This is a genomic window from Microvirga massiliensis, from assembly GCF_001006805.1.
Taxonomy (GTDB): Bacteria; Pseudomonadota; Alphaproteobacteria; order Rhizobiales; family Beijerinckiaceae; genus Microvirga; species Microvirga massiliensis.
Map to the genome: position 1 here is coordinate 43,943 of NZ_LN811354.1, position 13,797 is coordinate 57,739.

General features: G+C 64.7%; 13 protein-coding genes. 10 read left to right on the plus strand and 3 right to left on the minus strand.

From position 1 onward, the window contains the following. Positions 1-79: 79 nt before the first annotated feature. Together BN1233_RS16210 and BN1233_RS16215 are read right to left on the minus strand one after the other, a co-directional pair. Entirely contained in the window at positions 80-841 is a 762-nt protein-coding gene (locus tag BN1233_RS16210; protein WP_244470718.1) for a S1 family peptidase, read from the minus strand. Positions 842-988: 147 nt separating this feature from the next. Next, positions 989-1,231, minus strand: coding sequence for an HP1242/YdcH family protein (locus tag BN1233_RS16215; protein ID WP_046864666.1), 243 nt, complete (start codon positions 1,229-1,231; stop codon positions 989-991). Between the two features lie 72 nt (positions 1,232-1,303). Between BN1233_RS16215 and BN1233_RS16220 the strand changes: the two genes are divergently transcribed. The 7 genes from BN1233_RS16220 (at position 1,304) to BN1233_RS16250 (ending at position 7,953) form a co-directional block, all read left to right on the plus strand. Next, a complete protein-coding gene (locus BN1233_RS16220; protein WP_048708152.1) occupies positions 1,304-1,666 on the plus strand; it encodes a PepSY domain-containing protein in 363 nt (120 codons plus the stop codon). Positions 1,667-1,696: 30 nt separating this feature from the next. Beyond that, positions 1,697-2,368 carry a response regulator transcription factor gene (locus BN1233_RS16225; RefSeq protein WP_046865001.1) on the plus strand — a complete coding sequence of 224 codons (672 nt, stop codon included), beginning with the start codon at positions 1,697-1,699 and terminating at the stop codon, positions 2,366-2,368. Further along, positions 2,365-3,759 carry a sensor histidine kinase gene (locus BN1233_RS16230; RefSeq protein WP_046864667.1) on the plus strand — a complete coding sequence of 465 codons (1,395 nt, stop codon included), beginning with the start codon at positions 2,365-2,367 and terminating at the stop codon, positions 3,757-3,759. Before BN1233_RS16225 ends, BN1233_RS16230 begins: the two co-directional genes overlap by 4 nt. 167 nt (positions 3,760-3,926) lie before the next feature. After that, on the plus strand, positions 3,927-5,006 hold the full coding sequence (ccmI, locus tag BN1233_RS16235; protein WP_244470717.1) for a c-type cytochrome biogenesis protein CcmI: 1,080 nt from the start codon (positions 3,927-3,929) through the stop codon (positions 5,004-5,006). 1 nt (position 5,007) lies between these two features. Next, positions 5,008-5,469: a cytochrome c maturation protein CcmE gene (gene ccmE / locus BN1233_RS16240; protein WP_046864669.1), complete on the plus strand. Its 462-nt coding sequence runs from the start codon at positions 5,008-5,010 to the stop codon at positions 5,467-5,469. A gap of 12 nt (positions 5,470-5,481) precedes the next feature. Then, on the plus strand, positions 5,482-7,464 hold the full coding sequence (locus BN1233_RS16245; RefSeq protein ID WP_046864670.1) for a heme lyase CcmF/NrfE family subunit: 1,983 nt from the start codon (positions 5,482-5,484) through the stop codon (positions 7,462-7,464). 3 nt (positions 7,465-7,467) lie between these two features. Next, positions 7,468-7,953 carry a cytochrome c-type biogenesis protein gene (locus BN1233_RS16250; RefSeq protein WP_046864671.1) on the plus strand — a complete coding sequence of 162 codons (486 nt, stop codon included), beginning with the start codon at positions 7,468-7,470 and terminating at the stop codon, positions 7,951-7,953. Between the two features lie 56 nt (positions 7,954-8,009). Here the strand turns inward: BN1233_RS16250 and BN1233_RS46965 are convergent, their stop codons facing one another. Next, positions 8,010-8,348 carry a hypothetical protein gene (locus BN1233_RS46965; RefSeq protein WP_147707327.1) on the minus strand — a complete coding sequence of 113 codons (339 nt, stop codon included), beginning with the start codon at positions 8,346-8,348 and terminating at the stop codon, positions 8,010-8,012. Between the two features lie 100 nt (positions 8,349-8,448). Between BN1233_RS46965 and BN1233_RS16255 the strand changes: the two genes are divergently transcribed. The 3 genes from BN1233_RS16255 to BN1233_RS16265 all read left to right on the plus strand — a co-directional run bounded on the left by BN1233_RS16255 (position 8,449) and on the right by BN1233_RS16265 (position 13,744). Beyond that, complete coding sequence (locus tag BN1233_RS16255) at positions 8,449-9,144, plus strand: response regulator transcription factor (protein ID WP_046864672.1); 696 nt, start codon at positions 8,449-8,451, stop codon at positions 9,142-9,144. Next, the gene (locus BN1233_RS16260) at positions 9,141-10,634 is read left to right on the plus strand and encodes a sensor histidine kinase (protein WP_046864673.1); all 1,494 of its coding nucleotides are present in this window, start codon (positions 9,141-9,143) and stop codon (positions 10,632-10,634) included. The genes BN1233_RS16255 and BN1233_RS16260 overlap by 4 nt, the downstream gene beginning before the upstream one ends. Positions 10,635-10,792: 158 nt before the next feature. Continuing rightward, positions 10,793-13,744 carry a bifunctional [glutamine synthetase] adenylyltransferase/[glutamine synthetase]-adenylyl-L-tyrosine phosphorylase gene (locus BN1233_RS16265; protein WP_187144303.1) on the plus strand — a complete coding sequence of 984 codons (2,952 nt, stop codon included), beginning with the start codon at positions 10,793-10,795 and terminating at the stop codon, positions 13,742-13,744. The last annotated feature ends 53 nt before the right edge of the window (positions 13,745-13,797 follow it).

Below are 13,797 nucleotides of genomic sequence, written 5' to 3' on the forward strand. Positions count from 1 at the left end.
CACGGCGCTGCCTCCCGAGTAGCCTCCGGAAGGAGCCGTGGTTCAAGGCGTCGGACCGGTGTTCAACTTCGGAAGCTCGTCACGTATTATCCCATGTCGCGGCGCGATCCCATCGGGCGAGAACCTCGTCGATCCAGGTTCGTTGCTCACCCAAAAGGATGCCTTGGGTCAGCGAGCCGCAATTCTTCTCGCTCTCACCCCGGCTCCAGGTCGTGACTGCGACGACGCTCTGCCGGTGCAGGAGAGGCCCCCCAGAATCGCCCTCGCAGGCGCCCGCTCCCGTTTGCCCGCCGAGCCAGAGCACGATCCTGCTCGGGCCAAAGGGCTCGACGACTCGCAACTCGACCGCTCTGAGAAGGCCCGTCGAGCGGATATCCCGCTCTCGCGCGACTCCGTATCCAGCCACCGTCACGGCTTCGCCCCGCATCGGCTGGGCCGTACTCAGCACCGCCGGGGCGAAGCGCGAGGGAAGTTCCTGCTCAAGTTGTAGCAAGGCGAGATCGATCGACCGACGGCGCGCCCGAATGGCATCGGCCCGGAAACCGGGATGGATCACCGTGCGGGCTGTGCCGACGAGAGCGGGTGGACTGCCGTCAGGGCCGCGGTAGTGAACGCGATACTCCTTGGCTCCGGTCACGCAATGCGCGGCCGTCAGAACGACGTCTCGTGCCAGAACGATGCCGCTGCAGACGCCACCTCGGGAGGAAAGCACCATGACCGTACGGTCGAGAAGCCCGTCCGGTCGTTCGGCACCGCCGACGACCGCAGAACTCTTCGAGGCGGAAGAAAGCATGACCGCCGCGGCAAGAGCGACAGCCGGGAATTTTGCAAGCGACGGCAATCGAACCTCCCAGATCGGAGCCGGCGTTTAGATCAGAACGTGGGATGATTGAAGCCGGCCCGGCGCGAGACCTTCAGAGTCTGGCAGCGTCGATTGCAGCCGCCTCCGAAGGCGGAAGGCCGTGAGGTCTATTTCCGGGCGAGGGTGTCAGTCGGCTTCTGCGAGCTTGCGTGCAATCTCGTCCTTGAGGTGAACCCGGCGACACTTGAGATCCTCCTCGACATCCTCGGTCGTCGGCTCGACCCTGCTCTCGACGCGGTGGATGGTTCGGTTGAGTTCGTTATAATCGTCGATGAGGCGCGCGAAATGCGCGTCGGTGGTCTTGAGCCGATGGATCCGGTCACCCTGATCCGGGAACTCTTCATGGAGGTCGTGAGGGGTGTTGCTCATTCTCGCATCCCTTTCATTCACCTGGACCGACAACGTTGGGCAGGCCCGGGTGTTTCCCGAGGGGGCGGCCCGGTGCGGGTCCCATTCACGCTCCATTCACTGCGCCTGAGCCAGCGTGCTGCCATGCACAAATTCCTGGTCATCGCCATGAGCCTCGGGCTTGCCGGGGGCGCACATGCACAACCAGCCGGCCCCTGGCAGGATTGCGTGCAGCCCCGCGAACTCCACGACGTGGTGGCTGCTCGCACGCTCGTGGCCCCGGCCACGGCCGTCATGACTGCCCGCCGCCAGGTCCCTGGCGCGGATGTCGTGCGGGCGAACCTTTGCCGCAGCAACGATACGCTCGTATATGTGATCGTCGCCCTCCGCAAAGACGGGCGAGCCGTTCAGGTGACGATTGACGGGGCCTCGGGCCGCGTGAAATCGGTCGAGTGAGCCCGTCTTGCCCAACTAGCGAGTGTGATCTTGCGCCTTCTCGTCGTCGAGGATGATCCCAATCTCAACCAGCAGATCGTGACGGCCCTCGAACACGCGGGCTACGCGGTCGATCGGGCGTATGACGGCGAAGAGGGCCAGTTCCTTGGGGAAACGGAGCCCTATGACGCCGTGATTCTGGATCTGGGCCTGCCGAAAGTCGACGGCGTCTCGGTCCTGACGAGCTGGCGCCGGGAGGGGCGCAAGATGCCCGTTATCATTCTGACGGCGCGCGACCGCTGGAGTGACAAGGTGCAAGGCTTCGATGCGGGAGCCGACGACTACGTCACCAAGCCTTTCCATATCGAGGAGCTTCTCGCTCGCGTGCGGGCCGTGCTCCGTCGCTCGACCGGCCATGCCACGAGCGAGCTGTCATGCGGGCCAGTGCGTCTCGATACTCGGTCCGGTCGCGTCATGGTCGAGGGAAATCCGGTTCGGCTGACGTCGCACGAGTATCGCCTCCTGTCCTACCTGATGCACCATGCGGGGCGGATCGTCTCGCGTGGCGAACTCACCGAACACCTCTACGATCAGGATTTCGACCGCGACTCGAACACGATCGAGGTGTTCATCGGCCGCCTTCGCAAGAAGCTCGGAGTGGATATCATTCAGACGGTCCGCGGGCTCGGCTATCTCGTGGATCCGACGCGAGCGGAGGCGTGACCCTCGTTCCGTCGCTCCTGCGCGACCTCGCCGGCCGCTCCATCGCCGTCCGCCTCGCAATTTCGGCCGTGTTCTGGAGCGTCGTGGTCCTGCTCGGCGCGGCGCTGATTCTTCTCACCCTCTACCGCGAGAATACGGAGCGGGCATTCGACCAGCGTCTTCTCGTCTATGCCAACAGCCTCGCAGCAGATCTGGTGGCGCTCGGTGATCCCGAGCGGGATCTCGGTCCGGTCGGGGATCCTCGCTTCGAGTTGCCGCTGTCCGGTTGGTATTGGCAGGTCGGGCGACCGGATGCCGCGCCGCGCGATCTGCGCTCCTCCAAGTCCCTCTTCGGTGGCCAACTCCCCAGGATCGAGCGTCCCGACGCGAGGAGCTTCGGCGAAATTCGCCGAGCCTATGGCAAGGCTCCGGACGACAGAAACCTGCGGATCATCGAGCGTGACATCGACCTCGGCGAGGATGGTCGCTTCGTCATCCGGGTTGCCGGGCCTGCCGACGAGATCGATTCCGACGTGGCTCGATTCCGGCTGGCGCTGATCGTCACGTTCTCTCTTCTGGGAGCCGCGCTGGTCGTCTCGACTCTCCTTCAGATCCGCTTCGGGCTCGGACCGCTCGCAAACTTGCGCGCAGCTGTCGGCGCGGTGAGGCGAGGGGAGGCCGATCGGATCACCGGCGATTATCCGAAGGACATCGCACCGCTCTCGGGCGAACTGAACCTGCTGCTCGACACCAATCGCGAAATCCTCGAGAGGGCGCGTACCCAGGTCGGAAATCTGGCACATGCCCTCAAGACGCCGTTGAGCGTCATCGTCAACGAGGCGGAGAATAGCCCTGACGATGTTGCTGCGCGTGTGCGGGAGCAGGCCGCCATCATGCGCGACCAGATCAGCTATTACCTCGATCGCGCGCGCGCCGCGGCTTTGGCCGGAACGCTCGGCACGATCACGGAGGTGGAGCCCGTCGTTGCGGCCCTCGCACGCACCTTTGCGAAGATCTATCGCGACAAGGCGCTGGCCTTCGACGTCGATGTCACGAGAGGCGCGAGATTCCGTGGCGAGCGGCAGGATCTCGAAGAGATGGTCGGCAACCTCGTCGACAACGCCGCCAAATGGGCAAACGGTCGCGTCGCGGTCCATGTCGAGGTCGTACGCTCCCGGGACTGGTCACGGCTGCGTTTCCTGATCGATGATGACGGACCCGGACTGCCGGAAGCAGCACGGGCGGACGTGCTGAAGCGTGGCCGACGTCTCGACGAGACCAAGCCCGGCTCCGGCCTCGGCCTCTCGATCGTCAGCGATCTCGCGGCGCTGTACCGGGGCTCGCTCGCGCTCGAGGCTGCTCCGATCGGTGGACTCAGAGCCGTCCTCGAACTGCCGGGGGACGCGATTTGACAAGATTTCAACAAGAGATGTCTGACTTTTCCGCCCTGGCCTGTTCAAGGGACACTTTGCCGCCATCATTTTCGGCGGCATCCACACTCGGGTTCGGTGGTCCGGGCCCATTTACGTGACACCGTGCCACCATCGTGCTCGGCTCCGCCTGACGATATGTAGAAATCATGGCAATCTGGATGCTCTTCGGCGCAATGACGGCGCTCGTGGTGATGGCGGTTTTGTGGCCGCTATCGCGTCGCCGCGAGCAGCTTCGTGCTGCCGATGACGCCGATCTGACCTTCTATCGCGACCAGCTCGCGGAGATCGACCGTGACAGCAAGCGCGGGCTGCTCTCGCTGGCGGAGGCCGAAGCGGCCCGTGCCGAGGCTGGCCGGCGGCTGCTGCGTGCGACCTCGGCTGCCGAGGCGGATCTGGTTGCCGTCGGTGAGCCGGCATTGCGCCGCCGGCGCGCGGTTTCGGCTCTCGCCCTCTCGGTCCTGCCCATCACCGCGCTTGCCATCTACGGAGCCTATGGTTCTCCACAGCTGGCTGTGACGACGGCTGCCGTGAAAAGAGACGATCCGGCCCAGTTCGATCTCGCGACGGCGCTGAACAAGATCGAGACCCACCTTGCTGCTAATCCGCAGGACGGGCGCGGTTGGGATTTGGTCGGCCCCGTCTATCTGCGGCTCGGGCGCGCCGAGGATGCGGCGAAAGCCTTCTCCTCGGCTCTCCGGTTCCTCGGCGAGGACCCCGACCGCCTGGCGAATTACGGTGAGGCTCTGGTTGCGACCCAAGGGGGCATCGTGTCCGCGGAAGCGCGCCAAGCCTTCGAACGCGCCGTCGCCCTGGATCCGCTGGCGCCGCGCCCTCGCTTCTATCTCGCACAGGCCGCCGAGCAGGACGGCGATTCGGACCGCGCCAAAACGCTTTATCGCGAGATGCTTTCCTCGGCTCCGGACGACGCGCCGTGGGCCCCGTTGGTTCAGCAGCAACTTGCGCGCCTCGAAGGACAGGATCAGGCGGTTTCCCCGAACAGCGAGGCCATCGCCGGCATGGTCGACGGACTGGCTCGGCGCCTCGGCGAGCAAGGCGGATCACCCGAGGAGTGGCAGCGTCTCGTCCGTTCTTATGTGGTCCTCGGAGATCGCGGCAAGGCCACGTCGGCTCTCGAGAAGGCCCGCGCCGCTTCGCAGGAAAATCCCGAGGCGCGCCAGCAATTGGACCGGCTCGCGCAGGAACTGGAACTCTCCTCGAGCCCCTGACATGACCCGTAAGCAACGTCGCCTCACGCTGATCGCAGTCGCCGGCGTGGTTCTCTCGATCGCCCTGGGCCTCGTGCTCTACGCAATGCGTGACACGATCGTGTTTTTCCATGCGCCCGCCGACGTGCAGGCCAACAACGTGCAGCCGGGGACGCGCTTTCGGCTCGGTGGGCTCGTCCGGGAAGGGTCCATCCACCGCGGAGCGGACCAAGTCGTGACGTTCGACGTCACCGATACACAGGCGACAATCACGGTTCGCTATCACGGACAATTGCCCGACTTGTTCCGCGAGGGGCAGGGTGTCGTGACAGATGGAAAGCTGGATGCATCCGGCTTGTTCGTCGCCGACACGGTCCTTGCCAAGCATGACGAGACCTACATGCCGCGCGAGGTCGCCGATGCCCTGCGGCGTCAGGGACATTGGCAGGGCGAGGAGAAACCACCAGAACAGGCCCTACGGTAGGGAGGGTCGCCCGTGTTGGTCGAGGCAGGACATTTCGCGCTCGCGCTGGCCTTGGGGCTTTCCCTGATCCAGCTGATCGTGCCGCTCTGGGGAACGCGGACCTCCGACCCCGTGCTCATGAGCGTTGCAGGGCCGGCTGCTTTCGCGAGTCTCGCCTGCATCGGAACGGCCTTCGCAATCCTGACCTTCGCCTATGCGACGTCGGATTTCTCGGTCCTCAACGTCGTCGAGAATTCCCACACCGCAAAGCCCTTCATCTACAAGCTGACCGGTGTCTGGGGGAATCACGAGGGCTCGATGCTCCTCTGGATTCTCATATTGAGCCTCTTCGGGGCCTTCGTGGCCGCGGCACACCGGAGCCTGCCGCCGCGGCTCCGCGCCAACACGCTCGCCGTCCAGGGGGCAATCACGTTCGCCTTCCTGGCCTTCATCCTCATGACGTCGAACCCTTTCCTGCGCGTCGTTCCGGCTCCGCTTGAGGGGCAGGATCTCAATCCCGTTCTCCAAGATCCCGGGCTCGCGATCCATCCGCCGCTGCTCTATCTCGGCTATGTCGGGTTCTCGATCTCCTTTGCGTTCGCCTGTGCGGCGCTGATCGAAGGGCGCATTGACGCCGTCTGGGCCCGGGCGGTGCGGCCCTGGACGCTTTCCGCCTGGCTCTTTCTCACCCTCGGGATCGCGATGGGGTCCTACTGGGCCTATTACGAGCTCGGCTGGGGCGGATGGTGGTTCTGGGATCCGGTCGAGAATGCGTCGCTGATGCCGTGGCTCGCCGGCACGGCCCTGGTCCACTCGACCGTCGTCATGGAGAAACGCGATGCGCTGAAGGTCTGGACCATCCTTCTGGCGATCGTGACGTTCTCGCTCTCGCTGCTCGGTACGTTCCTCGTGCGGTCCGGCGTGCTCACATCGGTTCATTCCTTCGCGGTTGATCCCTCCCGTGGCGTCGCCATTCTCCTCATCCTGGTCCTGTTCATCGGCGGATCACTGGCGCTCTTCGCGTGGCGCGCGCCGCTTCTTCAGCAGGGCGGGCTGTTCGCTCCGATCTCCCGGGAAGGGGCGCTCGTGGTGAATAATCTCTTTCTCGCCACGGCTTGCGCCACGGTCTTCGTCGGCACGCTCTACCCGCTCGCGCTCGAGGCGCTGACCGGAGCGAAGATTTCCGTAGGAGCGCCTTTCTTCAATGCGACCTTCATCCCGCTGATCGTGCCGTTGCTTCTGCTCCTGCCGATCGGGCAGCTTCTGGCCTGGAAGCGCGGCAACCTGCTGGGGACGCTGCAGCGCCTTTATGTGGCATTCGGAATCGCGATTCTGACCACCGTCATTCTTCTGGGGCTTACGATCGGCGGACCCGTGGTGGCGCCGCTCGGCATCGGGCTCGGAGCTTATCTGATCGCGGGCGCTGTCAGCGAGATCGTCGGGCGCTCCTGGTCGCGCGGCACGCCGGCTGCGGTCGCCGCACGTAAGGCGCTCGGTCTTCCACGCTCCACATGGGGCACGGTGCTGGCGCATGTCGGAACGGGCGTAACGGTGATCGGGATTTCCGCTGCAGCGTGGAGCGTGGAAAGCATCGCCACGCTCAAAACCGGCGACAGCATCTCCGCAGGCCCTTACGAAGCGCGTCTGGAGCGCGTCATTCCGCGGACCGGCTCGAATTATCGGGAAGACGCTGCAGTCTTCACGGTCTCGCGTTCGGGTCGCGAAATCGGACAATTCGAGACAATGAAGAGGCTCTATCTGACGCGCAACATGCCGACGACCGAGGCCGGGATCATGACCGTCGGCCTCAGCCAAGTCTATGTCAGCATCGGGGATGCGCATGCCGATGGGTCGTTCGGGATCAGGCTCTACTACAAGCCGCTAATTCTCATGATCTGGATCGGGGCTCTGTTCATGGCGGCAGGTGCGGCACTGTCCCTCACGGATCGCCGCCTTCGTGTCGGAGCGCCTGTCAAGGCCCGTTCGCTTGGGGCAGTTCCGGCGCCCGCGGAGTAGGGAATGGCCCGGGACACAAAATCCTCCTCGCGACGGCACCTCGCGGCAGTCGCGATCTGCTGCCTGCTCCTGCCGGGCGGTGCATTCGCCGTACAGCCGGACGAGGTTCTGAAAGATCCCGCTCTCGAGGCACGGGCGCGCTCCCTGTCGGCGGAATTGCGCTGCCTCGTGTGTCAGAATCAATCGATCGACGAATCGGATGCACCCTTGGCCCGGGATCTTCGCATCCTCGTTCGCGAGCGCCTGAAAGCGGGTGATACGGACGCCGAGGTTCAGGAGTTTCTCGTCGATCGCTATGGCGAGTTCGTGCTTCTGAAGCCGGTTCTGGGCTTGCACACGCTGCTCCTCTGGCTGACGCCGCTGATGGTGTTTGCGCTCGGCGGCTTCGGCCTCTTCCGGATGGCGCGTCGCAAGACCCTTTTGCGGAGCACGGAACTCTCTCCGGAAGAGCAGGCGCGCATCGATTCGCTCATGAAGCCGGAAGGCTGACACGGTTCCGTTTCCGTGCATCGCCAGCGGTGAGCAGCCTCCACCTTACGAAGAATTCATGCTGCCGTGAGCAGGCCGTAAGGGCCGGACAGGTATCTTCTCCCGACCAGTGGACCCGACGGTTCATAGGGAGACGTCATGATTTCGAGAACACGGGCAAAGGTGCTGCCACGCGCCAGCTTGGTGTGGTTGTGGTCGTCGGCGGGCCAGCCGCCACGGATCGCAACTTTCCTGCCCGTATGCCCCGTAATGTTGACGGTCGACCGCAACGGACGTGAGCGAACCGCATCCCGACCGAAGGAGATTTGACGCCAGTTTGCGCCGGCCCCAGCGTGCCCCTTGTAGGGACCTGCGCAGGCCCTTGGCAGGCTATCACCCCCCAGCCAGCCTGCCATCGGCGATTGCCCACGCATCGGCCTTGCCGGTGCGTGGGCTTTTCTTTCCGAGCGTTGGAGTCTGCTCTCCCGCGGAGCAATTTTACGGTAAGGACTGATCATGCGTATCCTGATCGTAGAGGACGACCGCGAGGCAGCGGCCTATCTCGTCAAGGCTTTTCGGGAGGCGGGCCACCTCGCCGACCATGCCGCCGACGGCCTGGATGGCTACGCGATGGCGGAGGCCGGAGGTTTCGACGTCCTCATCGTCGATCGCATGATCCCGAAACTGGATGGCCTGTCGCTAATCCGCGCGCTGCGCGAGCAGAATATCGACACCCCGGTTCTCATCCTATCGGCGCTCGGCCAGGTAGACGACAGAGTGAAGGGCCTGCGGGCGGGCGGGGATGACTACCTGCCGAAACCGTATGCCTTCTCGGAACTCCTGGCGCGCGTCGAAGTCCTGGCGCGCCGCGGTGCCAGCACGCCGCAGACCGAGCCGACGGTGTATCGCGTCGCGGATCTCGAGCTCGACCGCCTGTCGCATCGCGTCACCCGATCGGGGCAGGAGATCGTCCTCCAGCCACGCGAGTTTCGACTGCTCGAATACCTGATGCGTTACGCCGGGCAGGTCGTCACGCGCACGATGCTCCTCGAGCATGTGTGGGATTACCACTTCGACCCGCAGACGAACGTGATCGACGTACATGTGTCGCGGCTGCGTTCGAAGATCGACAAGGGCTTCGATCGCCCCTTGATCCATACCATTCGCGGGGCGGGCTACATGATCCGACTCGGTGAGGGATCGGAGAGATGAGCGCGAGAGCCGCGGCGCGCTCCGAGAACGTCTTTGCGCACGCGCTCTCGTCCATCGGGAAGCTGGTTCGGACGACCGCATTCAAGCTGTCGCTGGCCTATCTCGTCACGTTCCTGATCTTCGCATTCGTGACGCTCGGCTATGTCGCCTGGAATGCGCGCCGGGTCCTCGACGAGCAGATCCTGTCCACGATCGAGGCGGAGATCAACGGCCTCTCGGAGCAGTACCGGGTCGGCGGACTCCGGCGGCTCGTCGCCGTCGTCGAGCGAAGATCAAAGGATCCCGGAGCCTCTCTTTACTTGATCACGACGCCGACGGGTGAGCGGATCGCCGGCAACGTCGGCGCAATTCCCCTCGGACTTCTCGCTCGGCCCGGCCGCAGCGAAGCGGAATACGGCCGATCCGAAGACGACGAGCTCACCCAGCATCGGGCAATCGTCCAGGTCTTCATTCTTCCTGGGGGTTTTCGCCTCCTCGTCGGCCGCGACGTCGATGAACGTCGCCGCCTGCACGAGGTCATTCAGACCGCCTTCGGCTACGCGATCCTGTTCATCGGCATTCTGGGTTGTGCGGGCGGCTGGTTCATCACGCGCCGCGTGCTGAAGCGCGTCGACGACATGACGGAGACGACCCGCACCATCATGAATGGCGACTTGAGCGGTCGCCTACGCATATCCGGGGCGGATGACGAACTCGACCGGCTGGCCCAGAATCTCAACGCGATGCTCGACCGGATCGGTGAACTCCTCAACGGCCTGCGCGAGGTCTCCGACAACATCGCACACGACCTCAAGACCCCGCTGACGCGGCTCCGCAACCGGGCCGACGAGGCGCTCAGGTCGGCAGAGAGTCCTGACGCGCTGCGCGCCGCGCTCGAGGCGAATATCGAGGAGAGCGATAACCTCATCCGGATCTTCAACGCTCTCCTGATGATCGCCAGGCTAGAAGCCGGAAGTGCCGGGGAGATCCAGGCCCACTTCGATACAGCGGAGGCTGTCCGTGCGGTTGCCGAGCTCTATGATGCGGCAGCCGAGGAAGCAGGGATCCCGCTCGTGGTCTCTGCGCCGGACCACCTGCCGATCCGGGGCAACCGTGAGTTGCTCGGACAGGCCGTGGCCAATCTTCTCGACAATGCGCTCAAATACGGTCGCAACGAGGCCGGATTGCCCGTGCGGGTCTCGGCCATGAGGAATGGGGCCATGGTCGAGGTCACGATCAGCGATAGCGGACCGGGAATCCCCCAGGCCGAGCGTGATCGCGTCCTGGAGCGGTTCGTGCGTCTCGAAAGCGCACGCACCCGGCCGGGTTTCGGCCTTGGGTTGAGCCTCGTGGCAGCGGTCGCCCGTCTCCATGGCGGTTCGTTCCGTCTCGAAGAGAACGGGCCGGGACTTCGTGCGATCCTCTCTCTCCCGACTGATCACGAGCAAGCACCTTTCGATAAACCGGGAGGAGACAACCGGGCAGCAGGAACAAGCCCACCGGCACGATAGGCGGGGGGCGCAGCCGGTCAGGCCCATGCGACGCGGGAGCTTTCGGGGCCCAAGTCGGCGAGGGGCCCACAGCAGAGCCACAGCGGATCGAGCTTCCCTCGAAGCGGCCGGATGCGGTACCGAGAGAGCAGCAAAACATCAATCGAGGAGCTGCATTCGTGCCCTCTGGCGAATACGCATTGGCATCGCGTCTGGGAGAGGCTCCACGGCCGACGGATCCGAAACGGGTGAAAGGCCATCTCGACGACCTGATCGGTCGAGCAAAGGAGGAAGGCGCTGAGGAACTCGTCCGGCTGCTCGCCGATGGCCCCGTTCGCGACCTCTGCATGGCGCTTGCCGCGCATTCCCCTTTCCTTTGGCAGCTCGCACTTTTCGATGCGGCGCGCTTCGAGAGGCTGCTCACGCAGGATCCTCAGGGCAGCCATGCGGAGATCGTGTCCGCGCAAGCGCGACTGTTCGAGGGCCTCTGCGACGGCTCAATGGACCGCGCCGAGATCACGCGGCGGATGCGGGTCAATCGCGCCGCGCATGCCCTTCTGGTGGCGCTGTGCGATATCGGCGGGGTGTGGAGCCTCGAGGAGGTCACGCAGGCACTGTCGGGCTTCGCAGATGCCTCCGTTCGCGGAGCCGTCCGAGCGGTCCTGACGGAAGCCGCCAGCCTCGGCCGGTTGACCCTGCCGGACGCGTCGGATCCCGAGGTCGGATGCGGTTTCGTCGTGATTGCCCTCGGCAAGCACGGGGCCGGGGAACTCAACTACTCGAGCGACATCGATCTTGTCGTGTTCTTCGATCCGGAGACGCGCATCCTCCGCGACCCGACAGAGGCGACCACGGTATACAGCCGTCTCGCCCAGCAGATCGCGCGTCTCCTCCAGGAACGCACGTCCGACGGCTATGTGCACCGCGTCGACTATCGCCTCCGGCCCGATCCGGGCTCGACGCCGACGGCAGTGTCTCTGGCTTCGGCTTATATCTATTATGAGACGCTCGGGCAGAACTGGGAGCGGGCCGCCCTCATCAAGGCAAGGCCGGTCGCAGGAGAACTCGCTCTCGGTGAGCGCTTCCTCGCCGACCTGCGTCCCTTCATCTGGCGAAAATATTTCGACTTTGCCTCGATCGCAGACGTGCACGCCATGAAGCGCCAGATCCACGCCGTGCGTGGACATGACGAAATCGCGGTCGCGGGGCATGACATCAAGCTCGGGCGAGGCGGCATCCGGGAAATCGAGTTCTTCGTCCAGACCCAGCAGCTCGTCTTCGGGGGACGGCGTCCGGCACTCCGCGGGCGCCGCACGCTCGACATGCTTCCCGCTCTCCATGGCGAAGGCTGGATCACCCAGGAGGCCCGGGATGATCTCACGCGAGCCTACCGCTTCCTGAGAACGATCGAGCACAGGTTGCAGATGGTCGCAGACGAGCAGACGCAGCGACTGCCATCTGATCCTGCGGCGCTGAAGGACTTCGCACGGTTCTGCGGCTTCCCGAATCTGAAAGCCTTCGAGGAGGCGCTGACCACGGAGGCCCGGAATGTGCAGCGCCATTATGCAATGCTGTTCGAAGAGGGGCCAGAACTCGCCGCAGATGCCGGCAGCCTCGTCTTCACCGGCGTCGCAGACGACCCCGAAACGCTTTCGACTCTCGCCCGCCTCGGTTTCAAGCATCCGGAAGTGGTCGCCGAGACAGTGCGTGGCTGGCATTTCGGACGGCGCGCCGCCATTACGAGCGCGCGCGCCCGGGAAGTCCTGACCGAACTCGTACCGCCTCTGCTCGTCGCCCTGGGAGGAACCGCGGATCCGGACGGAGCGCTTGCAGCCCTCGACCAGGCTTTCGGACGCATGCCCGCAGCGGTCGAGCTGCTGACGATCCTGCAATCCCATGACCGCCTGCGGCTTCTCTTTGCAGACCTGTTGGGAACTGCGCCACGGCTCGCGGATACCGTCGCGCAGGCGCCGCATGTGCTCGACGGGCTCATCGATCCGGCCTTCGTTCAGCCCGCCACCGGGAGTGAGGTCATAGCGAGGCAGGTGCACGAGCTCATCGGCACGCCGAGCGGTTTTGAGGATTTTCTCGACCGGGTCCGCGATGCGAACCGCTATATCCGCTTCATCACCGGCGGCCGCCTCCTGTCCGACATTATTACGCCTGCTCAGGCTGGCGAGGCCTATGCAGCGATCGCGGAGGGGACGATCGACGAGACTCTCCGGCACGTTCGAACGGCCTTCGAGGTCGACCACGGAATTGTACCGGGCAGCCGCCTTGCCGTTCTCGGCCTCGGACGTCTCGGCAGCCGCGAACTCACGGCGGGATCTGATCTCGACCTCGTCGTGCTCTACGATTTCGACCCTGAGGTTCGGAACAGCACGGGACCGCGCTCACTCGATGTCGTCGTCTACTATACGCGGCTGACTCAGCGGCTCGTCGGTGCGCTGACCGTGCCGACCCGCCGCGGGCGTCTCTACGATGTCGATCTGCGTCTTCGTCCGCAAGGCGGAAAGGGTCCTGTCGCGGTGCAGTTCTCCGGTTTCGTGGCCTATCAGCGGGAGGAGGCCGAGCTTTGGGAGCACATGGCTCTCACGCGGGCGCGCGTGCTTTTCGCGGATGAAGGATTCGCGCGGCCGGTCGAGAACGCGGTACGTGAGGTGGTCGGGCGCGAGAGGAGGATCGAGGAGGTACGCAGGCAGGCCCGTGCCATGCGCGACCTGATCTCAGCCGAAAAGGGAGAGGGGAACGGCTGGGACCTGAAGCTCGCCCCCGGCGGGCTGACTGATCTCGACTTCGTTGCACAATTCATCGTGCTCTCGCATGCGAGCAGGATTCCGGCGCTGATCGGGCTGGATACGGAGACCGTCTTCGCCAGGGCAGGGCAGGAGGGGCTCATCGGGAGCGATGACGCTTCCCGCCTTCGCTCGGCTCATCGGCTGCTCGACGACGTGTTTCAGTGGCAGCGCCTGACGGTGGAAGGCCCATTCGATCCCGATACCGTGTCGCCGACGATCTTCAAGCGGCTGGCTTCGGTGGTCGGACTGCCGGGAACGGAGCAGCTTCGGAGCCAGCTCGAGGAGACGAGACGCGACGTCCGTAAGATCTTCGAGCGGCTCCTGCCTGCATGATCCCGGTGAGGCTGTAGCGTTGGGTTTACACGCGCAGCCTCGGATGCCCTTGC